Here is a 26,360-nt window from a genome sequence, read left to right on the forward strand (position 1 = left end):
ATGGCTACAACGATCACCGCCACTCCGCGCGTCGGCTCCGCATCAGTGGACCTGCGCGTCACTCGAGACGACAGCAGCGGCACGAACATCGCAGCCGAGTGGGCTCGTGGCGACGAGGCGTCGAACCTCGCGCAGAAGGCGACGTGGAGTGACCCCAGCAAGTTCGTCGTCACCGCAGTGGATACCTACGTGCAGGGCTCGGCATCCAAGACGTTCACAGCGGCTACCCCTGGGCAACGCGTGCTGTTCGAACTCTGGGCAACAGGAACAACCGGCGGCTGGAAGATCAACGGCGCGGTGATGAAGCAGACCCGCGAGACGGGCCCGTACGACACCCGTCGTTTCGTGTGGGAGGGCGTGGTCCCGTCCGGTGGCCTAGTCCTTCTATTCGACATGCTCCCCGGGTACTCCTCGGGGCTGTACAGCTACAAGATCACACGACTGCTCGACCAGAGGGTCATGACCGGCCCCGAGTTCGCGTCGGGCGATGAGAACGCGTGGATGTTGCTCGAGGCTCCGCCGTTCTGGAACGAGGTGATGCAGTGGGCGTCGGCGTCCACCGGCCTGTACGCGACTTGGTACAACACGGACGTCACCGGCACGATCGCAGCGAAGGCGCTCGCTGCGCAGCGAACGATCAACACAACAGCCGGACGCACCTACACCGTGACGACCGAGGTGTCCGTCTTCGCACTGAAGTCGACCACGGGTCTCTTCGTAGAGATCCTGACCGGGACAACGGTCCTCGCGGCTCAAGAGGTCGTGAGCAACGCGCCCACCGTGGTCCGGCTGTCGTTCGTGGCGCCCGGGACCTCGGTAACGATGCGCGTGTCCAACCGCCAGCCGTTCGTCGTGGAAGGACCTTCCAGCTACAACGCTCGTTACTACGTGCGGACACTGCTCGTTGAGCGCATGCAGACGGACGACCTGTCAGCCGCCGACTACACCATCACCACGCTCTCACGGACGGACAGCAACGGCGTGCGCCAGGTACGCCTCGTCCGTGGCGCGGACCTCGTGAATGGCGCGCTCGATGCGACCGACTACGAGCCTGCGTTGCAGGGCCTCGTCGCGTACACCGTCGTCAGCGAGCGTGTCGGAGCGGCAGGTTCGCGAGAGATCGTGACCACCAGCACCCGACTGGACACCGCAGGCAACGTCTTCATCGACGCCGCCACACCTCAGCTACGGTTCAACGCCGAACTGGTCGAGACCTACACCGCTACCAACGCTACGTCGGCGGTGTTTCACGACGTCATCGGGCGCGCTGACCCCGTCGTGTCAGAGGGCGTACAGCGACTACGTGACGGCTCCATGCGGGTCTGGTTCCCGTCCTACGAAGCCGCGAAGGACGCAATCGCCGCGTTCGGCCGCGGTCGGTCAATGCTGTGGCGCTCGACCGACAACGCCGGGTTGGACATGTACTTCCGCTCCGTAAACGTCTCTAGCGCTCCATATGACACTCAGACGACCCCGCGCCGCTGGTACGTGGATGTCACGTTCCGCGAGGTCGCCACTCCGACCTCGCCCCTCGAGGGTGACGCGGCGTGGAACTTTGCCGCGAGCGCTGAGCGCAACGAGACGTTCTTCGACTCGTTCACGGAGTTCTCCGTCTTCGCGGACCTGCTCAACGGTCCCGAGGAGGTCTGACCTGTGGCTCTCACTGATCCATACCGTTCAGACGCGGAGATGTTCCTCCGTGACTCCGTCCAGCACGTCCACAAGATCACCGTCTACCGACCCGGCCAGAACCCGGTCAACGACGGCGTCGTGCTCGACCTTGTGACGGCCACCGTGACGATCGACGAGGACGCCACACCTCGCTTCACGTTCAACGGCGCGGTCGGTCTCGTTGAGGATCAGGCCTTCCTTGACCTGCTGGACCCGCGGAAGGGCACGCGTCTGCGGGTCGAGGTGGGATACCGCTACGCGGACCGCAAGACCGAGATTGCGCCGCTCTGTGACCTCGTGCTGACGGAGCGGGTCGTGCGTCGCCCACAGAACGACATCACCCTTGTGGCGCAGTCGGACGAGCGGATCGTCATGGACCAGGTGGCGGCGTCGTACTTCCCCGTCGGCACCTCCAAGACACGCGCCGTCTACCAGTTGATGTCTCAGGGCCACTCACAGCCGGTCAACGTCCTCGCGAGTGGACTCATGGGAACTCTCGTGGAGGAGCTCCGCGTCGAGTACGGCGGCACGTGGGACGCGTTGCGCTCACTCATCGATAACGCGTCCGCCGAGGCTTACCACGACGGGCTTACGGGGTTCTTCGTCCGGCCCCAAGCCGTTCATTCCGGAGCGTCCAAGGCCACACTCGCCACGGGCCGATCGGGAACGATCACGGCCTCTGAGGCTGCGATAGACCGCGAGGGCTTCGCAAACTACATCGTCGTCATCTTCAGTTGGCGAGACGACGACGGCACCGATCAAACCGTTCGGGGCATCGCGGAGCAGGTCGACGGCCCATACGGGACCACGACGGTAGGCCGCGTAGGGCTCGTGCACGAAGTTGAGCGTCGCGGCTCTGCCGGCGAGGCCTACGGGCAGGCACTCGGGATCCTCTACCGCACGCTCTCGCGCGGCCGCCGACTGCACGTTGAAGACTCGGCCGCTCGCTATTGGCTACGCCCCGGCGACGGGATCACGGTCCGCCTCCCCACGGGAAACGCCGAGCGGCCCATCGTGTCCCGCGTCACGTTCAACCTTCCCCAGGGGTCGATGTCGATTCACACCCGGCAGCCCGAGTACGTATCAGCAGTCCCTCCCGCGTAATAAGGAACTAGAAGAAAATGGCTGGAACAACAGGCAACCGGGGTTACACGTACCCCACACTCGCGGACGCAAACGACGTCCCGTTCTACATTCAGACTCTCGCGGAGGCCGTCGACCTCGACGTGGCCGCGCTCAACAACCCCGCACCCGTCGCGCCCGTCTACTCCTCAGGCTGGGGTCCGTACGGCGGCGGAACGACGTTCCTCGGAGTTGCAGCCACACGCTCCGCGTCTGGGCTCGTGGGAATCTCTGGAATGGTCGGCCGCACGGGAGGCACCATCGCCGCCACGACCGCACAGCAGACGCTCCTCACGCTGCCCCTCGGCTACCGCCCTTCGCGCCAGATCATCATCATCCTGAAGGGATGGTCGGGCGACGGCGCGGGCTGGCAGGACTGCCGCGTCGACGTCATGCCGAACGGCGAGATCCGGGCCGGGTGGCTCACCGCCGCGGCATGGCAGGGCACCGGAAACGTTGCCTGGCTCTCGCTGGCTGGTCTCTCCTTCGTTGCTGCTCCCTGACGTGATCGTCGCCTGGACGATGTTCCTGCTCGGCGGCTTCGTCGCGGGCTGGTTTCTGTGGCAGGCGATCAGGTGGTGGCGGCGCTAACTTGCCACGTGCAACTCCACTCGCATTGCCGCAATCAACTCTTCCCTAAGACCAGCTAGAGGCTCGAGGACGCTCTCGAGAGATTCAAACCATCCATCTTTGAGGCCAAGATCGCTCATCTGGACACTGCGCAAGAGCTTCGACATGGTCTTCGCCGATGCCCTCACCGCCCCTGATCCATAGAGGTCAACACCCAAGCTTGCGTCCGAGAACTTGGCAATCGTGGCTGTCATGGTCTCAGCGATTCGCTCCGGCGGAATCAGAGCCTCTCGGCCAGCCTGCTGCCTCTCAACCGTTGCACCGACTGCAACGATTGCTTGGGTCATCTCGTCTATACGGACCAAGAAAATACGGTAGGCCTCGCGTCGAATCCTCTCGGCTTCCCGCCTCCGCTCCGTTGAGTGCTGAAGGAGGGCCGCGATTACTTGCGCAAATCCTCCTAGGATGCCGCCCACAACCACGCCAAGAATTCCCCAGACTTCAGGGCTCAATTTCCTCCCCCCGAACCGAGTCCGAACTGCACGAGTGCATAAGCCGCGGCGATTGTCCCGGCGATAGTCACGACTAGCCCAATGACGAGAGCCGCAGCATGCTCGCGCCAGGTCCGCTTCCACCAGCCAGGCTCTGTCTTTGCAACGGGCTGGGCGCTAGACGTTGCCGCAACGGGCGCAACGATGGTCGCCTCTGTGACCGTGTGCTTGCCGATTCTGGCTTCGATCGCAGCACGGCGGGCCGCCTCTTCGACGGTCTCAACGGTCACACCGTTCTTCTGGAGAGCCTCCAACGCGGCATTCACTCGCGCGAGCAGCCCGTCAGCGACGATCTTCGTCCGCGACTCGACGTTCGCGCTGACCAGGAATCGGTCTACATGCCCGCCACGCAGGTCAGAGTTTGCGCTAACGCTCACCTCGACGACGGGAAGCCAGGATCCCGTCACTTCCGAGTTGCGGTTGACGATGGACACACGAGAAGCCGTCGGGGTGACGTCGTGGGCGAGCAGAGCATCGGCGGCCTCTCGAGGGGTGGGCCGGTCGAGTGAGGTGCCGCCTGCGCTTGCCGATGCACTCACCTCGATCGTGCCGGGGAGCTCTCGCAGTCCGCGCATGATCCGCTCGAGGAGGAACTCGGCTACCTCCCACGGTGTCCCGGTCTTGTCGTTCACGTAGACCGTCACCCGGTCCCCAAAGGTGTCCACGAGTGCAAGTGTGGCAGACACCTCGTACAGTCCAGGCACCCTGGCTCGAATCGAACCTACCCACCCGGCTCGTGAACTCTCGCCCCGCGTGAGCAACTTCGGGCATGGTGGCGCCGGGCGAGTGCGATCATTCACCCCCGGAGTGTGGGTTCGTTCTGGCACGATCGACTTGGACCCGGCAGTCGCGTCCAGGGATGAACGGAGCGATCGAGCATGACAGAGCAGTTGAGCCAGAAGGAGAAGGACAAGCAGAATCGCAAGATCTTCAAGTCCTTCAAGGGCATCGACAGGGAGCTTGAGACGCTGCTGGTGATCATGCTCGGGCGTGACGGCAGAGCAAGCGAAGGTTCTTTTGGCCTCACCGTCACGGTGGGCGGAACGATCATCTCGGGCTTGGTGGTCTCTTACGGGAACTGGCATGAGGAACTCGTGTCCACGATGCGCAACGGCGGTGCGCTCGACGCGATCACGGACGGCCTCGAGTCGCTTCGGCAGACTCGGTTCGAAGCGATGGACGAGAAGCGGGCTGAGCGAGAAGCGAAGGGCCTGATCAGTCCCGCCGTGCAGTACATCCACTTCAAGGAAGCGGTTGTCGTTCCTAGTGACGGGAACGCCGCCAACTTGAAGGCGGGTCCGTGGCGTGTGCGGCTCGACCGAGTCGACGGCTGGTTCCTCGGCAACTACTTCGCGCCGGAGTCCGACGCGTAGAGTCCCGCGACAAGAAGGACCCCGGCGATACCCGCGCCGGGGTCCTTCTGCGTCTTAAAGGGTCACTGGTGCACTCGGTCTCCGCGAGAGACGTAGGCGGCCCAGGCGTCGGCGTCCTCCTGTGATGAGGCGTCGACCTCGGCGAGGAGCGACGAGGCACCCTTAGTCCACGAGGCGACGACGACCCCGAAGCGGTCGACGCCGATGTCCTCCGCGAACGACTGCGCAGCGTCCGTGAGGAGCGGCAGGGTCACGGTGAACGTCGCCATCACTTCGCCGCCTTGGCGACACGGGGGCGGCGGGTCTGAGCCCACACGGTCAGGGTGCGGCCGTCGATCTTGGCGCGGAACGAGACGCCCTCGGCGCTGCCGGAGCGGATCTTCCCGAGGGCGTACCCCGGTCGGTCGTGGTTGAACTCGACCGCTCCGTCCGCGTCGTCGACGTGTGAGTTGAGGTAGTCGATGACGTGCTGGAACGGGTTGGGCGTGACGGCCTTGGCCGGAACGGCGACCTTGTTGAACTCGACGACGGTCTCGATCTTGCGGGCGGGCTTGGTAGCCATGGTGGTTCCTCCTGTGGTTGTGTCGGATTATCCCGACGTTGACCACCATATCTAGCGGTGCTAGGTATGTACACCAGATGAGGCCTTTCATGGTCTGCTACCGACGTGGTGCGCATCGCCTCGTCGAGCTCGGGGTCCAGCCGCGAGGTGTCTCCCACGGCCACCCCCGGCACGAGCCCGCGAGCCTGCGGGCTGAGCCCGTCCGTCACGTCGAGCAGGCTCTGCCGCATGGCGTGCGCGCCCTGGAGGAACCGCCCTGGGTCGTCGACGACGCGTGGCGCGCCGTCCGTGCGCAGGAAGGTCCGGTCCCCCTGCACGTCGAGCCGGCCGGTGACCACGACGGCCGCCCCGTACGCGAGGTCGGTCCACCCGTTGCCGCGCCCCGACACGACGACGGGCCCCGCCGCCGGGACGGTCGCGCCGCGTGCGGTGACCTGGTCGACCGCCACCCGCACCTCGTGCCGGTCGGCCGACCCCGACCACGGGTCGGTCCGCGGCTCGACGGCGGAGCGCACCGTCCCGGTGAGGGCCGCCGTCGCGCGCTCGTCGGCCAGCGAGGCGAGCGGAGCCCGCGCGGCGAGCTGGACCCCGCCCGAGAGGAGGACGGCGGCCACGCACGCGAGGACGAGCGCCACCTGCCCGAGCACGCGCACGCCGACCAACGACCCGGCCCGCGGCCCGACCGTCCGACCGGCCCGTGGCCGGACGGGTGCGCCGAGCCGCGGTCCGCCCGACCGACAGGGGCCCGCTCCGGTCGCCGGGCCGGAGGGCACGGTCACGACGCCCCCGCCGAGGCCCGCGTCGGGCCCGGGGAAGGTCGCCCCGCGACGCAGGGCGACGAGGCCGGCGACGAGCACGCAGCACAGCGCGACGGCCGTGGCACGCGCCGCGTGCAACGTGTCCGCTGCCGACGCACCGACGGCGACGAACGCGGTGGCCCACGCCGCGAGCGCCGCGGGGACGAGCCGGAGGTCGGTCACACGCGCACGAGGTCGCGCACGTCCTCGAGCACGGCAGGGCCGATGCCGCTGACCTCGCCGAGCTCGTCGACCGCGGTGAACGGCCCGTTCTCGTCGCGCCACGCGACGATGCGCTCGGCGAGCACGGGGCCGATGCCGGGCAGCGTATCGAGGGCGGCGGCGTCGGCGGCGTTGAGGTCGACGACCGCTCCACCCGCGCCCCCGCCACCGGTGGCGGCTGCCCCCGGGGAGGCGGGCGGTGGTGCGGCGACCGCCTCCCCGGGGCGGGGGACGTGGATCTGCTCGCCGTCGGTCACGGTGCGCGCGAGGTTGAGCGCGGCGAGGTCGGCGTCGGGGGTCGCTCCCCCGGCCGCGTCGAGCGCGTCGGCGACGCGGGCGTCCGTCGCGACGGTGACGAGGCCCGGCGCCGCCACCTGCCCGACGACGTGCACGACGACCCCGTCCGGCGTCCCCGCCGCTGCTGCGCCAGGACCGGGAGCGGCCTCCGCCTCGCCGTCGGCGGCGGCACCACCCGCCGCGGCGGGCGGCGCGTCCGAACCGGCCGGGGCGCCGTCACCGGCCGCCGCGGCCGCGGCGGGGGCGTCCACGCGCGCCACGGGCTCGACGCCCCCGGCCGGCGCCCGCAGCACGGCGACGCCGACCGCGACGAACAGCACCACGACGAGCGCGGTGACCGCGGTCCGCGGCCGCAGCGCCCACCGCCTGCCGCCCTCCTCGGCGAGGTCGCCGAACCCGGAGTGGGCCGTCGGGTGCCCGTGCGCGGCCGTGTACGCGCTCGCGGCCGTCTGCGCCGCGCGCCGTCGCAGGCGAGCCACCTCGCCGTCCGCCTCTCCGTCCACGGTGGCGTCGGGCGCCTCGTCGTCGGACCGCGCCGTCTCCCGGGCGGCGGCGGGACCGACGGCCTCGCCAGCCTCCGGCACCCCGGACGGCGGGGACGGCAGAGACGGCACGGACGGCACGGACGGCGCACGCTCCTCCGGCTCCGGCCGCGACGGCAGCCAGCCGTCGGCGCCGGACGACGACCCGGGGTCGCTCGACGCTCCGGGACGCCGGTGCCAGGACGGGACGACGTCCGGCGCAGGGATGTCCGGCGCAGGGGCGTCCACCGCCTCGCGCGGCTCCCACGACCACCGCTCGCCTCGCCCCGGGCTCGTCTCCGGCGGGTCGACCCGAGGCAGCGCGGCGGTCGCCGGGTGCCACGCGAGGGCAGGCCGCCCGGACCCGGCGACCGCCCTCAGGCGTTGCCGGACGACGGCGCCGTCCCTCCCGAGGTCGCGGCCGGGGCGGGCGTGCTGGCGGGGCTCGTGCCGAGGTGTGCTCACGCCGTGGACGCTAGGGCGCGGCCGGCGCGCCCTGCCGACGCCGCTGCCCGACCTGTGGAGGACACGACGAGGTGCGCGGCTGTGCACGGCCACGCATCGGAGGCCCCCGGCGTCGGGACATCAGATCATCGCCGAGAGGTCTCCCACCCCGGAGCCGCGGTCGGCGAGGTCCGCGACCACGACGGCGAGCACGCCCGGGCCGACGTGCGCCCCGAGCACTGCGCTCACCGGCGTCACGACGACGTCCAGGCCGGTGCGCTCGGTGAGCGCCACCGCGAGCCGGTCGGCGCCCTCGTCGTCCCCGACGTGGTGGACCGCGAGCGCGGGCCGCGCGCGGCGACCCGCGGACTCCACGGCGACCGTCGTGAGCCGCTCGACGGCGGCGGACCGGGTCCGGACCTTCTGCACGACGTCGATCCTGCCGTCACGCACCGCCAGCAGCGGGCGGACACCGAGCACCGTCCCGAGCGCGGCCGAGGCCGCGCTGAGACGGCCGCCGCGGCGCAGGTGGTCGAGCGAGTCGACGAGGAAGACGGCACGGCTCGCGTCGGCGACCTCGATCGCCCGCCGCGCGACGACGTCCGGCCCCGCCCCGGCCGCTGCGGCCGCCGCCGCCTCGCGCGCGGCGAAGCCGAGCCCCATCGCGACGGTCCGCGAGTCCACGACCCGCACGGGGACGGGGGCGTCTGCGGCTGCGAGCGCCGCCGCGTGCACCGTCCCCGACAGCTGCCCCGAGAGGTGGACGGAGACGATCTCGCGTGCGCCGGCCGCGGCCGCCGCGGCGTACGCCTCGCCGAACGCGCGCGGCGTCGGCTGCGAGGTGGTCACCCGGTGGCCCGCCTGGAGGTGCGCCGCGACGTCCTCGGCGGTGAGGCCGACGCCCTCCAGGTGCGACTCGTCGTCGACGATCACGTGCAGGGGGACGGCGCGCAGCCGCTCGTCGGGCCCGGCGGGCAGGGAGGCCGTGGAGTCGGTGACGACGTGCACGCGGTGGTCGGTCATGGCCGCGCCACCTTACGGCGTGCTCGCCGCCCTGCGCATCCCGGCCCGGCTGCGCCCCCGCTGCCCCGACCCTACGATCCGAGCATGGCCGACGACGCCCCACCGTCCCCGTCCGAGCTCGCCGCCCTGCGCGCCGCCGCCGCGCAGGCCGCCGCAGAAGCAGCCGAGGCGCGTGCCGCGGCGGCCCGGGCGGCGCTCGAAGCCGCCGAGGCGGCCGCCGGGGTTCCGTCGGGCGAGGCCTCCCCGGCCGACACGGCGGCGACCGACGCACCGCCCCTGCCGGAGCCGAGCGACCCCGCCCCGGACGCGTCGTCCCCCGGGGACGCGTACGCCGACGAGGTGGCGGCGGGCTACGCGTACGCCGGCGGCACGCTCCCGCTCGGCGCGCTGCTGGAGGGTAGGGAGGGCGGCGACCCGGCCCCGCGCGCCGACGTCCAGGTGGGGTTCGCGCTCTCGATGCTCAACCGGCACGGGCTCGTGGCAGGCGCGACGGGCACCGGCAAGACGAAGACGCTCCAGGGCATGGCGGAGGGCCTGTCGGCGGCGGGCGTCCCGGTGTTCCTCGCCGACGTCAAGGGCGACCTGTCGGGGCTCGCCGTCGCGGGGACGTCGTCCGCCAAGATCGTGGAGCGCTCGGCGTCGATCGGCCAGGACTGGAGCCCGACGGCGTACCCCGTCGAGGTGTACTCGCTCGGCGGCCTCGGCACCGGGGTGCCGATCCGGACGACGGTCGCGGACTTCGGCCCGCTCCTGCTCGCCAAGGTGCTCGGCCTCAACGAGACGCAGGAGTCGAGCCTCGGGCTCATCTTCCACTGGGCCGACGCGCAGGGCCTCGCGCTGCTGGACCTCAAGGACCTCCAGGCCACCATCGCGTACCTGACGTCCGACGAGGGCAAGGCCGAGCTCCGGGGCATCGGCGGCGTGTCGGGCGCGACGGCCGGCGTGATCCTGCGCGAGATCGTCGCGCTCCAGGCGCAGGGCGCGGACGTGTTCTTCGGCGAGCCGGCGTTCGCGACGTCGGAGCTGCTGCGCACGACGCCCGACGGGCGGGGCGTCGTCTCGGCGCTCGAGCTCCCCGCGGTGCAGGACCGTCCGGCGCTGTTCTCGACCTTCCTCATGTGGCTGCTCGCCGACCTCTTCCAGGAGCTGCCCGAGGTGGGCGACGTCGAGAAGCCGCGGCTCGTGTTCTTCTTCGACGAGGCGCACCTGCTGTTCACCGGCGCGTCGAAGGAGTTCCTCCAGCAGGTCGTGCAGACGGTGCGCCTCGTGCGGTCCAAGGGCGTCGGCGTGTTCTTCGTGACGCAGAGCCCGAAGGACGTCCCCGCCGACGTGCTCGCGCAGCTCGGGAACCGCGTCCAGCACGCGTTGCGCGCTTTCACGCCGGACGACGCCGCGGCCCTGCGAGCGGCGGTGCGCACCTACCCCACGTCGCCGTACGACCTCGAACGGCTGCTGCAGTCGCTCGGGACGGGCGAGGCCGTCGTCACGGTGCTCACCGAGAAGGGCGCGCCCGCCCCGGTGGCGTGGACACGGGTCCGTGCGCCGCAGTCGTCGATGGACCCCGCCCCGGCGTCCGTGCTCGACGGCATCGTGGCGGCGTCGCCCGCGACGGCCCGGTACGGCACCGCCGTCGACGCCGAGTCCGCGTTCGAGCTCCTCCAGGTGCGCGTCCAGGAGCAGGCGGCGGCACGCGCCGCCGCCGACGCGGCCGAGGCCGAGGCGGCCGCGCAGGAGAAGGCGGCGAAGCAGGCCGCCCAGGAGGCCGAGCGTGCGGCGAAGAAGGAGCAGGCCGAGCTGGAGAAGATGCGGGCGAAGCTCGAGCGCGAGGCCGCGACGGGGCCCTCGCGCTCGTCCGGGTCCTCCCGGTCGCGGTCGTCGAGCCCGCTCGACTCGTTCCTCCGCTCGGCGGGCACCCAGCTCGGGCGCGAGCTCACCCGCACCATCTTCGGCACCCGCCGCCGCTGACCCCCCACCCCTCCCGCTGAGTGCATGAAACAGTCGCGCCGCAACCGGTTCAGCGCGACTGTTTCATGCACTCACGGCGGGGCTGTCCACAGCTTCGCGCGCGCCGGTTTCCTCTCCGTGGCGGCGCGGGCATGCTCGGTGCGCATGGTGACCGTCCCCAGCCCGTCCGGCCCCTTCCGCACGCGCACGGCGCAGACGTTCGGCATGACACCGGCGTCGCTGCGCAGCCCTTCGTTCGAGGCTCCGTTCGCCGGGGTGCGCGTCCCGCGCGGGAGCCTCAGGTCCGTCGTCGACCTCTGCACCGCCGCGGCCCGCGTCCTCCCGGCAGGCACCGCGTTCAGCCACGTCACCGCGCTGCGTCTGCTCGGTGTCGAGGTTCCCTGGCGCCTGACCGACGACGACCGCGTCCACGTCGTCGCGCCGCAGCGACGGCAACGCCCCCAGCGGTCGAACGTCGTCGCGCACTACTGCGGTCAGTCCGCCCTGACCCTGACCACCGCCCACGGGCTCCTCGTCACGTCCGCGGCCCAGACCTGGCTCCACCTCGCGCACACCCTGCCGCCGGACGACGTCGTCGTGCTCGCGGACGCGATGACGCGGCGGGACGCCCCAGCGACGACCGTCCGAGAGCTCCGGAGACTGACGGACGCGACGTTCAAGATGCGCGGCATCGCGCGGTGCCGTGAGGCGATCGACCTCGTCCGGCCGGGGACGGACTCCAGCATGGAGACGCGCACCCGGCTCCTCCTGGTCCAGGCCGGTCTGCCGTGCCCGCACGTGAACGTCCCGGCACGCGACGACGCCGGCCGCTTCCTCGCTCTCCCCGACCTCTCCTACCCGCGGCTGCGCATCGCGATCGAGTACGACGGCGACGTGCACCGGACCGACCCCGCGACGTGGCGACGGGAAGTCGAGCGGCGCCAGCGGCTCGAGGATGCCGGCTGGATCATCGTCACGGCGACGGCCGACGACGTGCTCCGCTTCCCCGAGCGCCTGGTGCGCCGGGTCCGCGAGGCGCGACGACGCCGTCTGGCACCGGGCTACCCGTGAGTGCATGAAATCGTCGCGTCCGAGCGCCCGGCACGCGACGATTTCATGCACTCAGCGAGTCGGGTCGTCAGACGACGATGTTGACCAGCTTCGGGGCGCGGACGATCACCTTGCGGACCTCGGCGCCGTCGATCGCGCGCACGACGTTCGGCTCGGCGAGCGCGGCGGCCGTGAGGTCCTCCTCCGAGATCGACGGCGGCACCTCGAGCCGGCCGCGGACCTTGCCCTTGACCTGCACGATGCACGTCACGGTGTCCTCGACGAGGTAGCGCTCGTCCGCCGTCGGGAAGGGCTCGTGCGCGAGCGAGCGCTCGTGGCCCAGGCGCTCCCACAGCTCCTCCGCGATGTGCGGCGCGACGGGCGCGGTCATGAGCACGAGCGGCTCGACGGCCTCGCGCGGCACGCGGCCGAGCGCCGTGAGGTGGTTGTTCAGCGTGATGAGCTTCGCGATGGCCGTGTTGGGGCGCATGTGCTCCATCTCGACGCGGACGTCGGCGATCGCCCGGTGCACGGCGCGCAGCGTCTCGGGCGACGCCGGCTCGTCGACGACCGTCACCTCGCCCGTCTCCTCGGAGACGACGTTGCGCCACAGGCGCTGCAGGAACCGCTGCGACCCGACGACGGCGCGCGTCTCCCACGGGCGCGACAGGTCCAGCGGGCCCATCGACATCTCGTACACGCGGAACGTGTCGGCGCCGTACTCGGCGTACATCTCGTCGGGCGTGACGACGTTCTTGAGCGACTTGCCCATCTTCCCGTACTCGCGCTGCACGACCTCGCCGTTCCAGCGGTACACGACCTCGCCCGAGCCGTCGGGCGCGGGCTCCTCCGTGACCTCGGTGGCGGGGACGTACTGGCCGCGCGCGTCGGTGAAGGCGTACGCCTGGACGTAGCCCTGGTTGAAGAGCTTGTGGAACGGCTCGACGCTCGACACGTGGCCCAGGTCGTAGAGGACCTTGTGCCAGAACCGCGCGTAGAGCAGGTGCAGCACGGCGTGCTCGACACCGCCGACGTACAGGTCCACGCCCCCGGCGCGGCCCGCGCTCGGGTTGTGCTCCGGGCCCATCCAGTAGCGCTCGAGCTCGGGGTCGACGACCGTGTCCTGGTCGCCGCCGTCCCACTGCGGGTCGAGGTAGCGCAGGTAGTACCAGCACGACCCGGCCCAGTTGGGCATCGTGTTCGTGTCGCGGCGGTACTGCTTCGGCCCGTCGCCGAGGTCGAGCGTGACGTTGACCCACTCGTCGTTGCGGCCCAGGGGCGCCTCGGGCGACGAGTCGGCGTCGTCCGCGTCGAACGTGCGGGGCGCGTAGTCGGGGACGTCCGGCAGGTCGACGGGCAGGAGCGCGTCGGGGATCGCGACGGGCTGGTCGTTCTCGTCCCAGACGATGGGGAACGGCTCGCCCCAGTAGCGCTGGCGGCTGAACAGCCAGTCGCGCAGGCGGTACGTCGTCGTGCCCTCGCCGATGCCCTTGCCCACGAGCCACTCGGTGATGCGGCGCTTCGCCTCGGGCACGTCGAGCCCGTCGAGCGAGATCTCGTCGTTCGCCGAGCCGACGACCACGCCGTCGCCCGTGTACGGGCCCGTGAAGTCCTCCGGCAGCCCGTCCGCGGGCTCGACCGTGCGCACGACCGGCAGCCCGAACGCCTCGGCGAACGCGAAGTCGCGCTCGTCGCCGCCGGGGACGGCCATGATCGCGCCCGTGCCGTAGCCCATGAGCACGTAGTCGGCGGTGAAGACCGGGATCGCCTGGCCGTTCACGGGGTTCACCGCGAGGTGCCCCGTGAACACGCCCGTCTTCTTGCCGGCGTCGGCCTGGCGCTCGACAGCGGTCTTCGCGGCGGCCTCGCGGCGGTACGCCGCGACGGCCTCGACCGGCGAGCGGTGCCCGCCCGTCCACGCGCTCGACGTGCCGTCCGGCCAGTGCGCCGGGACCTCGTCGAGCAGCGGGTGCTCGGGCGAGACGACCATGAACGTCGCGCCGAACAGCGTGTCCGGGCGCGTCGTGAAGACCTCGACCTCCGCGCCGGACTCCGCCGCGGCGTCGTTCGCCCCGTCGGGCGTGCCGAGCACGGCGAACCGCACGAGCGCGCCCTCGCTGCGACCGATCCAGTTGCGCTGCATCGCCGTGACCTTCTCGGGCCAGTCGATGAGGTCCAGGTCGTCCGCGAGGCGGTCGGCGTACGCGGTGATGCGCATCTTCCACTGGCGCAGGCTGCGCTGGAACACGGGGAAGTTCCCGCGCTCCGAGCGGCCGTCGGCGGTGACCTCCTCGTTCGCGAGGACCGTGCCCAGGCCGGGGGCCCAGTTCACGGGCGACTCGTCCACGTACGCGAGGCGCTGCGCGTCGACGACGGCGCGGCGCTGCTGGGGCGTGAGGGTCGCCCAGTCGGCCCCCTCCTCGACGCCCTCGACGCCGCCCGGCACCGGCCGGGCACCGGACGCGAGCTCGGCCTCGAGCTCGGCGATGCGGCGCGCGCGGCCACGACCACCGTCGGGGCGCAGGGCCTCGGGGTCGTACCAGGAGTCGAAGATCTGCAGGAAGATCCACTGCGTCCAGCGCACGTACTCGGGGTCGATCGTCGCGAACGTGCGGCGCGAGTCGTGCGCGAGCCCGAGGCGGCGCAGCTGCCGGCGCATGTTGGCGATGTTCGCCTCGGTGGTCACGCGCGGGTGCTGACCCGTCTGCACCGCGTACTGCTCGGCGGGCAGGCCGAACGCGTCGTAGCCGAGGGCGTGCAGCACGTTCTCGCCGCGCATGCGCCGGAACCGGCCCACGACGTCCGTCGCGATGTACCCGAGGGGGTGCCCCACGTGCAGGCCCGCGCCCGACGGGTACGGGAACATGTCCATGATGAAGTACGGGCTCGCGCCCCGGGGGCCGTCGCCCTCGCCGTCCGTCAGGTCGCCCGTGGGGTTCGCGGCCCAGAACGTGCCGCGCTGCTCCCAGAGCTCCTGCCACTTGAGCTCGATCTGCTCCGCGAGCGCCGGCGTGTAGCGGTGGGCGGGGCCGCCCGCGGCGGGGGCGTCCGGGGCGTGCGGGATCGAGGTCGTGTCAGGCGTGGTCACCCGGCCGAGTTTACCGGCCGTCGCACGGCCCGACGGCGGCCGTCCGCCCCGTGCGAGGATGTGCGGCGTGATCATCGTGACGACCAACGACGTGCCCGGCTACCGCATCGACGCGGTGCTCGGCGAGGTCATGGGCATGACCGTGCGCAGCGCCAACCTCGGGGCGAACTTCGTCGCGTCCTTCCGCTCGATCGGGGGCGGGGAGGTCAAGGAGTACACGCAGCTCGTCTACGAGTCGCGCCAGGAGGTCATGCACCGCATGGTGCAGGAGGCGCAGCGCCGCGGGGCCAACGCCGTCGTCGGGATGCGCTTCGACACCGGCGAGATCGCGGCGTCGTTCTCGGAGGTGTGCGCGTACGGCACGGCCGTCGTCGTCAGCCCGCTCGCCGCGGGCCAGCCCGGCGCGACGGCGCAGTCCGCCCACCAGGCCCAGGGTGGGCCGTCCGCTCCCCCGCAGCCGGGCGGCCACGGCTACCCGCAGGACGCCGCGCCGGACCAGCCGGCCTGGCGCTGACGCGACACGGCACCACCGGCGCGGCGGCGCCGGTCAGAACAGCGAGACGATGATCGGGCCCTTGACCAGCACGATCCACGCGACGAGCGCGACGTAGGCGATCGCCAGGAACAGGTTCCGGTTGCGGACGAGGGTGCGGCGCACGCCCTCGCCCGCGGGCAGGTAGCCCTCCTGCACGGCGTGGACCACCTGGTACCAGAACAGCGGGATCATGGCGAACCACACGACCATGCAGTAGGGACACATCGCGGAGATCGCGTACATCGTCGTCCACATGAGGAAGACGATCAGGCCCATGCCGAGCGTCGTCCCGCCGAGGAGTGCGAGCCAGTACCAGCGCGGCAGGCGGGTGCCCGCCAGCAGGACCACGCCCGTGGTGATCACCACGGGGAACGCCGCGATCCCGAGCAATGGGTTGGGGAAGCCCAGGAGCGCGCCCTGCCACGAGTCCATCGCGTCGCCGCAGTCGAGCAGGGCGTTGACGCTGCACGAGGCGACGTGACCCGGGTCGGCGAGCTTGAGGTACTTCTCGATCGCGAGCGCCGCCGAGCCGGCGAGGCCGATCGCGCCCAGCACGACGAGCAGCCAGCCCATCGTGCGCGGCCTGATCGGGCGGGGGCCGGACGCTGGCAGCAGCTCGTCGTCGGGCTCGGCGGACACGTTCGCACCGGCGGTGGCGCTCTTGCTCACGGGGACGCTCCTCGTGGGTCACCGGCTCCCGCCGGACGTGACGGCGCGCACGGCGGTGCGCGCACGGCACAACCTACCGCGCCCCGCTGGGACCTGGCTGGGAGACACCGGACCACCGCACGGGGGCCACCTCGGTCGGTCGGGGGGCTACCGCGGCGGCGCGACGGCCGCCGACGGCGCGTGCGCGTCGTCGGGCAGCGTGGCGACCACGACGCCCGCGGGGCGGCGACCGGCGACGAGGATGATGGTGAGGCCGGCCACGGTGAGCACGACGCCCGTCCAGGCGGGCGCGAGGTAGCCCCAGCCGGCGGCGATGACGAGCCCGCCGAGGAACGCCCCGTTGGCGTTGCCGACGTTGAGCGCGGAGTGGCACAGCGCCGCACCGAGCGACGGCGCCGACGGCGACAGGTCCATGAGCCGCGTCTGGAGCGACAGGCCGAGGATCTGCGACGTGACGCCGAGGAGGAACAGCGACAGCACGGCCGGGACGGGGTGCTGCCCGGTGAGCGCGAAGAGGGCGAGCATCGCCCCGGTCGACACGAACCCGAGGTACACGGTGCGCATCACCGAGCGGTCGGCGAGCCGGCCGCCGAGCACCGTCCCGACCGTCATGCCGACGCCGAAGATCGCGAGCACGAGCGGCACCGCGCCGGACGCGAGCCCGGTGACGCGCGTGACGGTCGGCTCGACGTAGGAGTACACGGCGAACATGCCGCCGAACCCGATCGCGGCGCCGACGAACCCCGTCCACAGCGGGCCGTTGCGCAGGGCGCCGAGCTCGCGCCGCACGCTCGTGTCCTCGTCGCCCGCCCCGGCGGGGATCAGCCGCCACAGCGCCAGGAGCGTCACGAGCCCGAGCGCCCCGACCACGACGAACGCGGCCCGCCAGCCGAGCTGCTGCCCGGCGAACGTGGAGAGAGGGACACCGACGACGTTCGCGATCGTCAGGCCCGCCATCATCGTCGCGACGGCGCGGCCCCGGCGGCCAGGACCCGCGACGGCCGCGCCCACCGCCGCCCCGACGCCGAAGAACGCGCCGTGCGGCAGCCCGGCGAGGAAGCGCCCGGCGACGAGGGTCTCGATGCTCCCCGCCGTGGCGGAGAAGAGGTTCCCGAGCGTGTAGAACGCCATGAGCGCGAGGAGGAGCGTCTTGCGCGGCACGCGTGCCGCGGCGACGGTGAGCAGCGGCGCACCGACGACGACCCCGACGGCGTAGGCCGTGATCGCGTGGCCGGCGGTCGGGATGGACGTGCCGAGGTCGGTCGCGATGTCGGACAGGAGCCCCATGGTCGCGAACTCGGTCGTCCCGATGGTGAAGCCGCCCATCGCGAGCGCGAGCAGCGCGGGCCCGGCGCCGCGCAGGCGGCCGGCGTCGCGCAAGCGGCCGGCGTCGCGCGGCTCAGGGGCGTCCGACGGCGGTGCGGACGGGGTGGCGTCGGTCATGGGTGTCCTCGTGCGTCGGTCGGGATGGTCGGGCGAGCGGCTCGGAGCGGAGTTGTCGAATCGATTCGAGCCCGGTCGGCGACATCGGCGACGAGAAGAAGGGCAGGCGACCAGTCTAGGCGGAGACGGGCTCGGCGCGCACGACCCACACGTGGTCCGCCGCGCGCAGACCGAGCTGGGCGGGCGCCGCCGGGCGGCCTTCCGGCACCGGCTCGACGCCCTCCGCCGGCGGCGACCAGACGACCGAGAGGATGCCCGCGTACTCGCGGCGCTCGCGGACCTCGACGCCCGTGTCGAGGCCGACGCCGATCTCGGCGAGGTAGCGCAGCACGTCGGGGTCGGCGTCGGAGATCCGCACCACCGTGCCGCGGTCGCCGACGACGAGCTCCGCGAGCGGGACCGCGGGCGGGCGGACGACGGTCCCGTCGGCGCCGGGGATCGGGTCGCCGTGCGGGTCGCGCGTGGGGTGCCCGAGGCGCGCGTCGATGCGCTCGATGAGCAGGTCGGAGACCGCGTGCTCGAGCACCTCCGCCTCGTCGTGGACCTCGTCCCACCCGTAGCCGAGCTCGGACACGAGGTACGTCTCGAGGAGCCGGTGGCGGCGCACCATCGCGAGCGCGAGGCTGCGGCCGCGCTCGGTGAGCGTGATCGCGCCGTACGGCGCGTGCTCGAGCAGACCCTGGGCGCTGAGCCGCCGGACCGTCTCGGAGACGGTCGAGGCCCCGACGCCGATGCGCTCGGCGAGGAGCTTCGTCGTCACGCGCTCGTCCGCCCACTCCTGAGCGGCCCAGACGACCTTGAGGTAGTCCTGGGCGACGGGCGTCAGGTCGGTCGGGTGGTCCACCCGACCACCCTAGGTCACGGCGTCCGGCGGGGGCTCAGGGGGTCGCGGACCGGACGAGCTCGAGCCGCACCTCGACCGTCCCGTCGTCGCGCACCTGCACGGGCGCGTCGGGCGGCACCGCGATGCCGAAGTCGGAGAAGCGCACGCCGATCGCCCCGGTCGCGAGCACCCCCTGTCCCGACCGCTGCACGTCGAGCGCGACCGTCACGGCCTGGGTCTCGTCGCGGATCGTCAGCGCCCCCGCGGCCTGGAGCCGGACCGTCTCGTCGGTGGCCGTGAGCTCGCTCACGTCGAGCGGCGACGTGAGCGAGAAGAGCGTGGTCGGGTACAGGTCCGTCTCGAGCGCCTGCTGGAGCTGGCGGTCCGCCACGGACGACCCGGTCCGGAGCGCGGTCGTCGCGACGGTCACCGTCGCGGTCTGCAGCTCGCCGTCCGCGACGCGCAGCGTGCCGGTGACGTCCGGTGTGGTGCCGAGGAGCACCGCCTCGTCCGCCGGGACGTCGAGGACGTCCGCGCGGAAGCCCGCCTCGGAGCCCGGCGCGACGACCCACTCGCCGTCCACGTCGAAGGGCCCGGGCGCGGCCGGGGCCGCGGACGCCGCCTCCTCCCCCGGCGACTGCAGACCCAGCGGGGGCGGGGTGCGGCCCTCCTGCACCTCCGAGTACACGAACGGGGCGAGGAGCACCACGACGAGCGCGAGGACCACCGACACGACGATCCAGCGCGTCGACCTGCTCATACGCCCCATCCTGCCGTGCCGCGCAGCGCGCGGCGAGCACCGACGCGCAGCGGCTCAGCCCTCGCCCGCGGGTTCACCCCCGGCCGGGGCGTCGGCGGGCGCGTCGCCGTCGGGCACGTCGCCCTCGGTGCCGACCTCGGTGCCGGCCTCCTCGACGACCGGCTCGCCGGACGGCGTGGGCCACGCGATCCGCGGCCAGACCTTCGCGGACTCGTCCGTCCCGATCTGCACGAGCTGCCAGTCGACGATGCGCCGCCGGTCGGGGTCGAAGCGCAGCACCGTCATCTCCGCGGTGCCCTTGAGCGGGCCGATGCGGAGCTGGTCCTTGACCGCGCCCGCGGTGCTCCCGCTCACGTACCGGACGCCCCCGCCCGTCCGCTCCGGACCGGACCGGGTGTGCATGTGCCCGGAGACCTGGTTCGGGACGCAGCCGGAGTCGATCGCCTCGTTCCCCATGCGGGGCGTGTGGATGAGGAGGAGGTCGATCGGGTCGCCGTCCGCCTGCTCGGCGCACGCGACCTCGGTCAGCCGGGCCGCGTACTCCTCCGGCGTCTCCTCGCGGGGCGGCTGGCTGCCGAGCCCGAGCCGCGTCTCGAGCGGGTCGCGGTCGCCGAGGATGCGGATCCCCTCGACCTCGACGACCTTGCCGTCCAGGACGGTCTGGCCGTTCGCGCGCTCCTGCGCCGAGGTCTCGACGCTGTCGTGGTTGCCGTCGGCGACGACCATCGTCACGCCCTTCGGCACCGCGGAGGCGAACGAGTCGACGCAGAACGACTCGACGGCCGTGCCGTTCATCGTGGTGTCGCCGGCGTTGAGGACGACCGACGCCCCCGACCGCTCCACCGCGGTCCGGATGAGCGGGGCCATGCCGGTGTTGCAGTGCAGGTCGCTCACCACGAGGAGCGTGACGAGGTCCTCCTCCGCCGCGGGGGCGGGCCGCGGCGTCGGCTCGTCGCCCGCCTCGGTGTCGGTCTCGCTGTCGGAGCCGTCGTCGGGCGCGCCGGGCTCGTCGGCTCCCGCGTCGGTCCCGTCGTCCGTGCCCGACGTCGTCCCCTCCGTCGCGTCCGGGGCGTCGCCCGTCGCGTCGGAGGACGCGCCGTCGGACGGCTCGTCGGAGGCTCGGTCGTCGGACGTGCCCGCCGCGGCGGGACGCGGCGCGGTGAGGCGCTGGATCCGGTCGCGCCGGTCCCAGGCCGCGACGAGGTGGGCGTCCGCGCGCGCGTAGAAGTCCTCGTTCTCGCGGTAGAGGTCGATGAGCATCGCGCCGTAGGTGTCGACGACGCCCGCGAGCCGGCCGGTGATGCGCGCGCCCTCGAGGGGGGTCCCGTCGAACACGGCGGACGCGCGCTGGGACGGCCCGGCCGTCGTGCCCGGGTCGCTCGCGACGAGCGACGCCCCGACGAGCGAGACGAGCACGACGCCCGCCGTGATCTCGTACGTGCGCGGCGCGACCCGCTCGCTGAGCTCGCGCCGGCGCGGCGGGCCGAGCAGGAGGTAGAGACCCGCACCGACGGCCGCCACGACGAGGATCGCGAACCCCGTGCGGCGCAGCGCGTCGACGACGAGGGCGCGCGCGACGGAGCCGATCGTCTCCTGCGGGCCGCCGAAGAAGCGGAGATAGTCCTCGAGGTCCTGGGACAGGCCCTCCAGCGTGTCCGCCTGCCCGACGGCCGTGAGGTCGGCAGGGATCTCCTCGACCGTGACGTCGGCGCCCAGGCCGAGCGGCAGCGGCGAGTCGATCTGGATCGTCCCGAGCGGGCCGAGGTCGACGGTGACGAGGCCGTTCGTCGTGACCTCGTACAGCGCCTCGTGCGGGCCGAGGCTGCGCTCGGCCGTCGCCGTCGTGACCCCCCACACGACGCACGGCACGAGGGCGAGCAGGATGCCGAGGGTCCAGCGGACCCAGCGGGGCGGGGTGCGGTGCGGACGGCTCATCACCGCCCAGCCTCCCGGATCGCGGCTCTCGTCGCCAACCGCGAGCGCCGCGCGCCCCGCCGCGAGGGTGCGGCGGGGCGCGCGAGGCGGCGCGCCGTCAGGACTTCGCGCCCCGCAGCGTGACGAGCGCCACGCCCGCGGCGACGAGCATGAGCACCACGCCGATGAGCGACGTCGTGCCGACGCCGCTGCCGAACGCGGCGTGCGCGGAGTCGAGCAGCGCCTGCGCCTGCCCGGCGGGCAGGGTCGAGGCGACCTGGGTCGCGCCGCCGAGCGTCTCGGCCGCGGCGACGGCGTCGGCCGCGGGGACTCCCTGCGGGACGACGACGTTCGCGTGGTACGACGCCGTGAGGATGCTCCCCAGCACCGCCGTGCCGAGCACGGCGCCCACCTCGTACGCGGTCTCGGAGATCGCGGACGCGGCACCCGCCTTCGCGGCGGGGACGGACGACACGATGAGGTCGTTCGACACGGTCTCGGCCGCGCCCACGCCGAGCGAGAGCACGACGAACGCGACCATGAGCAGCGCGAGCGTGCTCTGCCCGGCGCCCGCGGCGACGATCGCGTAGCCCGTCGCGGAGAACAGCAGCGCGACGGCGACGACGTGCGCCGGGCGCACGCGCCGCACCACCCGGACGACGCCGAGCCCGGCGACGATCATGACGACCAGCCCCGGCAGGAGCGCGACGCCGGCCTGCATCGGGCCGAGCCCGAGCACGAGCTGGACGTCCTGCGACACGAAGAACAGGAAGCCGACGAGCGAGAACACGGACAGCAGGTTGACGAGCACCGCGCCGCTGAAGGCACCGCGCGTGAAGAGGCGCACGTCGATCATGGGGTTGGACCGGTGGAGCTGACGGCGCACGAACAGCACGCCCGCGGCGAGCCCGACGGCGACGCTCGCGAGCGCGACCACGCTCGGGCCGGACTTCGCGAAGGTCTTGATGCCGTAGACGACCGGGGTCATGGTCGCCATGACGAGCACGATCGACAGGACGTCGATCCGGCCCGGCGCGGGGTCGCGCGACTCGGGCACGAAGAACGGCGCGAGCGCGAGCAGCAGCACGAGCACCGGGACGGCGAGGAGGAAGACCGAGCCCCACCAGAAGTGCTCGAGGAGGAAGCCGCCGACGATCGGCCCGAGCGCGGACCCGGCCGCGAACCCGGCGGCCCAGACGGCGATGGCGAGCCGGCGCTCCTCGCGGTCGGTGAAGACGTTGCGCAGGATCGAGAGCGTCGACGGCATGAGCATGGCGCCGAAGAAGCCGAGCGCGGCGCGCGACGCGACGAGCGCTCCGGCGCTGGGCGCGTAGGCCGCGACCACGGAGACGGCGGCGAAGCCCACCGCACCGGTGAGGAGCAGCCGACGGCGGCCGACGCGGTCGGCGAACGAGCCCATCGGCACGAGCAGACCGGCGAGCACGAGCGGGTAGATGTCGATGATCCACAGCAGCTGCGTCCCGGTGGGGCGCAGCGACTCGGAGATCTGGGGCAGCGCGAAGCTGAGCACGGTGTTGTCGACCGACACGAGCAGCACCGGGAGCATGAGCACGGCGAGCGCGAACCAGCGGCCGGCGGCGCCGCGCGCGGGTCCACGCGTCGCGGGCTCGTGCTGGGCGGTGGTCCCGGTCGGGGTCGTCGTCACGGGGGTCGTCACGGCGAGGGGTCCTTCCACGTCTTCCGGGCGGCCGGGGCGACGCGGTGGCGCCGAACTTCCAGACCGTCCAGACGGTATAGTAACGACGGGACAGGCCACCGTCATCCCACCCGCGCCTGTGACGCTGCGCACCGCGCCGCCTCCCCCCGACCGGCGCCCCCGCACCGGCCGCGGGCTCGCGGTTCACCGGCCTGCGGGTCCGCACGGGCCGACTACCCTCGGTGCCATGCCGCCGCCCCCCGCTGCTCGCGCCAAGGTCCTGCGGGCGTTCGCGTCCCTGCTCGTCGAGCAGGGCGAGCGCGCCGCCACGCTCGAGGCGGTCGCCGAGCGCGCCGGGGTGTCCAAGGGCGGACTGCTCTACCACTTCGGCTCCAAGGACGCGCTCGCCGACGGCCTCACCGAGCACCTCCGGGAGCTCACCGCCGCCGACGTGGAGGCCATGCGCGCCGCCCCTGCGGGGGCCGTCGACTACCTCATCCGCACCTCGACGCTCGTCGACACGGAGTTCGAGCTCGTCTACCTCGCCGTGTCCCGGCTCGCGCAGGGGTCGTACCCGCGCGCCCGTGCTGCGCTCGACGGCGCGCACGACGCGTGGACCCGCGCCGTGCTCGACGAGGTCGGCGACCCCGTCGTCGCCCACGCGATCGTCCTGCTCAGCGACGGCCTCTACGCGCACGCCGCGCTGAGCAGCGACGTGCTCGGCCGCGTCACGGGCGGTGACGAGGGGGACGACGGCGACGGCACGGCGGACGAGGACCTCGCCTTCCGCGGCCCCCGCCCCGGCGACGACGTGGACGACCTCCTCGGCCTCATCGGCGAGCTCGTCGCGCTGCGACGCCCGGACGGAGCGGCGCGACGCCAGAGATCCTGACCGTGCCGACGAGCACCTCGGAGCCCCGACGCCCAACCCTCGAGCACGAGGACGACGTCGCCGAGGCCGAGCATCGCCGGGCGGTGGCGGCGCTCACGACGGTCTCGGAGCACTACGCGGCGGCCGACTACCTCGACGACGTCCGGGCGGGCTGGGACGAGTGATCGTCGCCGACGCGAACGTCGTGATCGCTGCGTCCAACCCTTCCGGCGTGCACCACACCGAGGCGACGTCGCTCGTCCTCGAGCACGGACAGCACGGGATCGTCCGTCACTTCCTCGCCCTCGCCGAGATGCTCGTCGGTCCCGCGCGAGCAGGCGCTCGGGTACAGGCACGTCACCGCCTGGACCTGGCGGGTTCGGCCTCTCCGCGCCGGCTCAGCCCTCGTAGGCGGCGCGCAACGGCACCAGGTCGAGCTTGGACTGCGTCATCATCACGTCCACGACACGCTGCACGCGCGCCGGGTCGGGGTCCTGCAGCATCGCGAGGAACTCGAGCGGCACGACCTGCCACGACAGCCCGAACCGGTCCTTGAGCCAGCCGCACTGCGACTCCTGGCCACCGTCGGTGAGCGCCGCCCAGTACTCGTCGACCTCGTCCTGGGACTCGCACTCGACGACGAACGACACCGCCTCGGTGAAGGGGAACTGCGGACCGCCGTTGATGGCGTCGAACCGCTGGCCGGCGAGCTCGAAGTCCGCCGACACGGCGGTGCCGTCGGGCTGGCGGAACACGTCGCCCACCTTCGCGTCGGGGAAGACGCTCGAGTAGAACGTGATGGCCTCCTCGAGGTTGCCGTCGAACCACAGGCTCGGCACGATCGCACGCATCGTCGTCTCCTTCGCAGGGCCTCGCGGGCGGCCGGTCGACCGCCCACCCGTTCCGACGGGCGCCGGGCGCGGAACTCATCGCACCCGCCCGGGATCGCGCGGTGCGCGCCCGCCCGCCGCCCGGTGCTAGGCGGACGCCTTCTTCCGGGTCGTCTTCGAGGTGGTGGACTTCTCCTTCGTGGAGGCGGCGCGGCTCGTGCTCTTCTTCGCGGCCGGCTTCGACGCCGCCTTCTCCTTCGTGCCCGAGCTCTTGCTCGCGCTCGTCGACCGGGAACCGCTCGACCCCTTGCCCGACGACGAGCTCGCGCGGCCGGAACCGGACTTCCGGGTCGACCCGGAGCCCGACCCGGACCGTGAACCTGAGCCTGAACCTGAGGCCTTCCCCCCGCTCGCGCGCGAGCTCTTGGACGACGCGACCGACTTGCGCAGCGCCTCCATGAGGTCGATGACCTCCGCGCCCTCGCTCTCCTCCGGCTGCTCGCCGAAGGTCTCGGCGGTGTCGAGCGCGTCGCCCTGCTCGAGCTTGGCCTCGATGAGCTGGCGGAGCTGCGCCTGGTAGTCGTCCTCGTAATCCTCCGGCGTGAAGTCCGCCTCGAAGCTCGCGACGAGCTGCGCCGACATGGCGAGCTCCTTGTCGGTCACCCTCGCCTCGTCGTCGAGCGAGGGGAACGCGGCCTCGCGCACCTCGTCGGCCCACAGCAGCGTCTGGAGCACGAGCACGTCGTCCCGCACGCGCAGCGCCGCGAGCCGCGTGCGCTGGCGGAGCGCGAACTTCACGATCGCCGTCCGGTCGGTCTCCTCGAGCGTGCGCCGCATGAGCACGTACGCCTTGTTGGACTTCGAGTCGGGCTCCAGGTAGTAGCTGCGGTCGAGCAGGAGCGGGTCGATCTGCTCGCTCGGCACGAACTCCACGACCTCGATCTCGCGGCTGCGCTCGGCGGGGAGCGCGGCGAAGTCCTCGCTCGTCAGCACGACGGTGCGCTCGCCGTCGTCGTACGCCTTGTCGATGTGCTCGTACGGCACGACCTCGCCGTCGATCTCGCACACGCGCCGGTAGCGGATGCGGCCGCCGTCCTTGTCGTGGACCTGGTGCAGCGGCACGTCGTGGTCCTCCGTCGCGGAGTACACCTTGACCGGCACGTTGACGAGGCCGAACGTGATGGCGCCCTTCCAGATGGCCCTCATCCGTCCATGGTGGCGTCACCGGCGCCCGCCCGCGAGGGATACGGCGCGACGTCGGCACCGCGTGTGGGTGGCCCGCGGCACCATGGACGGGTGGCGGGGACGAGGTTCGAGTTCGAGGCCGAGCTGTGGCGGTGGGAGGCGCGCACCGACAGCTGGGTGTTCGCCGCGCTCCCGGAGGACGTGAGCGACGAGATCGCGGAGCTGCCGCTGCCGCCCGCGGGGTTCGGCTCGGTCAAGGTCGAGGTGACGCTCGGGGCGCAGCGCTGGTCCACGTCGGTGTTCCCCGACGCGCAGCGCAAGACGTTCGTCGTGCCGATCAAGGCCGCGGTCCGCCGCGCCGAGGGCGTCGACGTCGGCGACCGGGTGCGGATCGGCGTCGAGACGCTGGTCTGAGCGGCCCGACGTCGTCGCGCGGCC

25 protein-coding genes are annotated in these 26,360 nt (G+C 72.4%); 10 read left to right on the forward strand and 15 right to left on the reverse strand.

Annotated elements, in window-relative coordinates; translation table 11 throughout:
- Genes GWJ10_RS09290 through GWJ10_RS09300 form a run of 3 tightly spaced genes read left to right on the forward strand, consistent with a single transcriptional unit; the run spans nucleotide 1 to nucleotide 3,296 of the window.
- Nucleotides 1-1,650, forward strand: a complete 1,650-nt coding sequence (locus GWJ10_RS09290) for a hypothetical protein (protein WP_163187025.1) — start codon at nucleotides 1-3, stop codon at nucleotides 1,648-1,650.
- Nucleotides 1,651-1,653: 3 nt separating this feature from the next.
- Nucleotides 1,654-2,775, forward strand: coding sequence for a hypothetical protein (locus tag GWJ10_RS09295; RefSeq protein ID WP_163187027.1), 1,122 nt, complete (start codon nucleotides 1,654-1,656; stop codon nucleotides 2,773-2,775).
- 17 nt (nucleotides 2,776-2,792) lie between these two features.
- Complete coding sequence (locus tag GWJ10_RS09300) at nucleotides 2,793-3,296, forward strand: hypothetical protein (protein ID WP_163187029.1); 504 nt, start codon at nucleotides 2,793-2,795, stop codon at nucleotides 3,294-3,296.
- A gap of 84 nt (nucleotides 3,297-3,380) precedes the next feature.
- On the opposite strand, the gene GWJ10_RS09305 is transcribed toward GWJ10_RS09300, so the two are convergent.
- Nucleotides 3,381-3,875, reverse strand: coding sequence for a hypothetical protein (locus GWJ10_RS09305; RefSeq protein ID WP_163187031.1), 495 nt, complete (start codon nucleotides 3,873-3,875; stop codon nucleotides 3,381-3,383).
- Nucleotides 3,872-4,579, reverse strand: coding sequence for a hypothetical protein (locus GWJ10_RS09310; protein ID WP_163187033.1), 708 nt, complete (start codon nucleotides 4,577-4,579; stop codon nucleotides 3,872-3,874). The genes GWJ10_RS09305 and GWJ10_RS09310 overlap by 4 nt, the downstream gene beginning before the upstream one ends.
- 213 nt (nucleotides 4,580-4,792) lie before the next feature.
- Here GWJ10_RS09310 and GWJ10_RS09315 point away from each other — a divergent pair, with 213 nt between their 5' ends.
- A complete protein-coding gene (locus GWJ10_RS09315; RefSeq protein WP_163187035.1) occupies nucleotides 4,793-5,287 on the forward strand; it encodes a hypothetical protein in 495 nt (164 codons plus the stop codon).
- A gap of 62 nt (nucleotides 5,288-5,349) precedes the next feature.
- On the opposite strand, the gene GWJ10_RS09320 is transcribed toward GWJ10_RS09315, so the two are convergent.
- The 4 genes from GWJ10_RS09320 to GWJ10_RS09335 all read right to left on the reverse strand — a co-directional run bounded on the left by GWJ10_RS09320 (nucleotide 5,350) and on the right by GWJ10_RS09335 (nucleotide 9,153).
- Complete coding sequence (locus GWJ10_RS09320; protein WP_163187037.1) at nucleotides 5,350-5,556, reverse strand: hypothetical protein; 207 nt, start codon at nucleotides 5,554-5,556, stop codon at nucleotides 5,350-5,352.
- Nucleotides 5,556-5,849: a hypothetical protein gene (locus tag GWJ10_RS09325; protein WP_163187039.1), complete on the reverse strand. Its 294-nt coding sequence runs from the start codon at nucleotides 5,847-5,849 to the stop codon at nucleotides 5,556-5,558. The genes GWJ10_RS09320 and GWJ10_RS09325 overlap by 1 nt, the downstream gene beginning before the upstream one ends.
- A 976-nt stretch (nucleotides 5,850-6,825) precedes the next feature.
- Entirely contained in the window at nucleotides 6,826-8,151 is a 1,326-nt protein-coding gene (locus tag GWJ10_RS20000) for a helix-hairpin-helix domain-containing protein (RefSeq protein ID WP_277394948.1), read from the reverse strand.
- A 120-nt stretch (nucleotides 8,152-8,271) separates the two neighbouring features.
- Nucleotides 8,272-9,153, reverse strand: coding sequence for a DegV family protein (locus GWJ10_RS09335; protein WP_163187042.1), 882 nt, complete (start codon nucleotides 9,151-9,153; stop codon nucleotides 8,272-8,274).
- 84 nt (nucleotides 9,154-9,237) lie between these two features.
- Here GWJ10_RS09335 and GWJ10_RS09340 point away from each other — a divergent pair, with 84 nt between their 5' ends.
- Together GWJ10_RS09340 and GWJ10_RS09345 are read left to right on the forward strand one after the other, a co-directional pair.
- The gene (locus tag GWJ10_RS09340) at nucleotides 9,238-11,118 is read left to right on the forward strand and encodes a helicase HerA-like domain-containing protein (RefSeq protein ID WP_163187044.1); all 1,881 of its coding nucleotides are present in this window, start codon (nucleotides 9,238-9,240) and stop codon (nucleotides 11,116-11,118) included.
- A 144-nt stretch (nucleotides 11,119-11,262) separates the two neighbouring features.
- On the forward strand, nucleotides 11,263-12,168 hold the full coding sequence (locus GWJ10_RS09345) for a hypothetical protein (protein WP_163187046.1): 906 nt from the start codon (nucleotides 11,263-11,265) through the stop codon (nucleotides 12,166-12,168).
- Nucleotides 12,169-12,235: 67 nt separating this feature from the next.
- Here the strand turns inward: GWJ10_RS09345 and leuS are convergent, their stop codons facing one another.
- A complete protein-coding gene (gene leuS / locus GWJ10_RS09350; RefSeq protein WP_241005748.1) occupies nucleotides 12,236-15,211 on the reverse strand; it encodes a leucine--tRNA ligase in 2,976 nt (991 codons plus the stop codon).
- 91 nt (nucleotides 15,212-15,302) lie between these two features.
- On the opposite strand from leuS, the gene GWJ10_RS09355 reads away from it, so the two are divergent.
- On the forward strand, nucleotides 15,303-15,749 hold the full coding sequence (locus tag GWJ10_RS09355; RefSeq protein ID WP_051876945.1) for a YbjQ family protein: 447 nt from the start codon (nucleotides 15,303-15,305) through the stop codon (nucleotides 15,747-15,749).
- Nucleotides 15,750-15,782: 33 nt separating this feature from the next.
- Here the strand turns inward: GWJ10_RS09355 and GWJ10_RS09360 are convergent, their stop codons facing one another.
- From GWJ10_RS09360 to GWJ10_RS09385, 6 genes are all read right to left on the reverse strand, one after another.
- The gene (locus tag GWJ10_RS09360) at nucleotides 15,783-16,439 is read right to left on the reverse strand and encodes a vitamin K epoxide reductase family protein (RefSeq protein WP_241005731.1); all 657 of its coding nucleotides are present in this window, start codon (nucleotides 16,437-16,439) and stop codon (nucleotides 15,783-15,785) included.
- Nucleotides 16,440-16,586: 147 nt separating this feature from the next.
- Nucleotides 16,587-17,765 (reverse strand): MFS transporter, encoded by a 1,179-nt coding sequence (locus tag GWJ10_RS09365; protein ID WP_241005749.1) that lies wholly within the window; start codon nucleotides 17,763-17,765, stop codon nucleotides 16,587-16,589.
- 232 nt (nucleotides 17,766-17,997) lie between these two features.
- A complete protein-coding gene (locus tag GWJ10_RS09370; RefSeq protein WP_061266759.1) occupies nucleotides 17,998-18,726 on the reverse strand; it encodes a metal-dependent transcriptional regulator in 729 nt (242 codons plus the stop codon).
- Nucleotides 18,727-18,760: 34 nt separating this feature from the next.
- A complete protein-coding gene (locus GWJ10_RS09375; RefSeq protein WP_163187052.1) occupies nucleotides 18,761-19,465 on the reverse strand; it encodes a YceI family protein in 705 nt (234 codons plus the stop codon).
- A gap of 54 nt (nucleotides 19,466-19,519) precedes the next feature.
- Nucleotides 19,520-21,400 (reverse strand): metallophosphoesterase, encoded by a 1,881-nt coding sequence (locus tag GWJ10_RS09380; RefSeq protein WP_163187054.1) that lies wholly within the window; start codon nucleotides 21,398-21,400, stop codon nucleotides 19,520-19,522.
- 97 nt (nucleotides 21,401-21,497) lie between these two features.
- Complete coding sequence (locus GWJ10_RS09385; protein ID WP_241005732.1) at nucleotides 21,498-23,057, reverse strand: MFS transporter; 1,560 nt, start codon at nucleotides 23,055-23,057, stop codon at nucleotides 21,498-21,500.
- 226 nt (nucleotides 23,058-23,283) lie between these two features.
- On the opposite strand from GWJ10_RS09385, the gene GWJ10_RS09390 reads away from it, so the two are divergent.
- Nucleotides 23,284-23,928 (forward strand): TetR family transcriptional regulator, encoded by a 645-nt coding sequence (locus GWJ10_RS09390; RefSeq protein ID WP_241005733.1) that lies wholly within the window; start codon nucleotides 23,284-23,286, stop codon nucleotides 23,926-23,928.
- 2 nt (nucleotides 23,929-23,930) lie between these two features.
- Entirely contained in the window at nucleotides 23,931-24,092 is a 162-nt protein-coding gene (locus GWJ10_RS09395; protein WP_163187058.1) for a hypothetical protein, read from the forward strand.
- Between the two features lie 213 nt (nucleotides 24,093-24,305).
- Here GWJ10_RS09395 and GWJ10_RS09400 read toward each other — a convergent pair whose 3' ends face one another.
- Nucleotides 24,306-24,758, reverse strand: a complete 453-nt coding sequence (locus tag GWJ10_RS09400; RefSeq protein ID WP_043654330.1) for a VOC family protein — start codon at nucleotides 24,756-24,758, stop codon at nucleotides 24,306-24,308.
- Nucleotides 24,759-24,884: 126 nt separating this feature from the next.
- Nucleotides 24,885-25,943 carry a Ku protein gene (locus GWJ10_RS09405; protein ID WP_163187060.1) on the reverse strand — a complete coding sequence of 353 codons (1,059 nt, stop codon included), beginning with the start codon at nucleotides 25,941-25,943 and terminating at the stop codon, nucleotides 24,885-24,887.
- Between the two features lie 90 nt (nucleotides 25,944-26,033).
- Between GWJ10_RS09405 and GWJ10_RS09410 the strand changes: the two genes are divergently transcribed.
- The gene (locus GWJ10_RS09410; protein ID WP_031315545.1) at nucleotides 26,034-26,336 is read left to right on the forward strand and encodes a DUF1905 domain-containing protein; all 303 of its coding nucleotides are present in this window, start codon (nucleotides 26,034-26,036) and stop codon (nucleotides 26,334-26,336) included.
- Nucleotides 26,337-26,360: the final 24 nt, after the last annotated feature.

The organism is Cellulosimicrobium sp. SL-1, assembly GCF_011033075.1.
Lineage (GTDB): Bacteria > Actinomycetota > Actinomycetes > Actinomycetales > Cellulomonadaceae > Cellulosimicrobium > Cellulosimicrobium funkei.

Coding starts and splice junctions, on each gene's coding strand:
- GWJ10_RS09320 (WP_163187037.1), bottom strand. CDS start 5,556: ATGGCGACGTTCACCGTGACCCTGCCGCTCCTCACGGACGCTGCGCAG.
- GWJ10_RS09405 (WP_163187060.1), bottom strand. CDS start 25,943: ATGAGGGCCATCTGGAAGGGCGCCATCACGTTCGGCCTCGTCAACGTG.
- GWJ10_RS09380 (WP_163187054.1), bottom strand. CDS start 21,400: ATGAGCCGTCCGCACCGCACCCCGCCCCGCTGGGTCCGCTGGACCCTC.
- GWJ10_RS09365 (WP_241005749.1), bottom strand. CDS start 17,765: ATGGGCGGCTTCACCATCGGGACGACCGAGTTCGCGACCATGGGGCTC.
- GWJ10_RS09390 (WP_241005733.1), top strand. CDS start 23,284: ATGCCGCCGCCCCCCGCTGCTCGCGCCAAGGTCCTGCGGGCGTTCGCG.
- GWJ10_RS09345 (WP_163187046.1), top strand. CDS start 11,263: ATGGTGACCGTCCCCAGCCCGTCCGGCCCCTTCCGCACGCGCACGGCG.
- GWJ10_RS09335 (WP_163187042.1), bottom strand. CDS start 9,153: ATGACCGACCACCGCGTGCACGTCGTCACCGACTCCACGGCCTCCCTG.
- GWJ10_RS09400 (WP_043654330.1), bottom strand. CDS start 24,758: ATGCGTGCGATCGTGCCGAGCCTGTGGTTCGACGGCAACCTCGAGGAG.
- GWJ10_RS09315 (WP_163187035.1), top strand. CDS start 4,793: ATGACAGAGCAGTTGAGCCAGAAGGAGAAGGACAAGCAGAATCGCAAG.
- GWJ10_RS09340 (WP_163187044.1), top strand. CDS start 9,238: ATGGCCGACGACGCCCCACCGTCCCCGTCCGAGCTCGCCGCCCTGCGC.
- GWJ10_RS09300 (WP_163187029.1), top strand. CDS start 2,793: ATGGCTGGAACAACAGGCAACCGGGGTTACACGTACCCCACACTCGCG.
- GWJ10_RS09325 (WP_163187039.1), bottom strand. CDS start 5,849: ATGGCTACCAAGCCCGCCCGCAAGATCGAGACCGTCGTCGAGTTCAAC.
- GWJ10_RS09290 (WP_163187025.1), top strand. CDS start 1: ATGGCTACAACGATCACCGCCACTCCGCGCGTCGGCTCCGCATCAGTG.
- GWJ10_RS09375 (WP_163187052.1), bottom strand. CDS start 19,465: ATGAGCAGGTCGACGCGCTGGATCGTCGTGTCGGTGGTCCTCGCGCTC.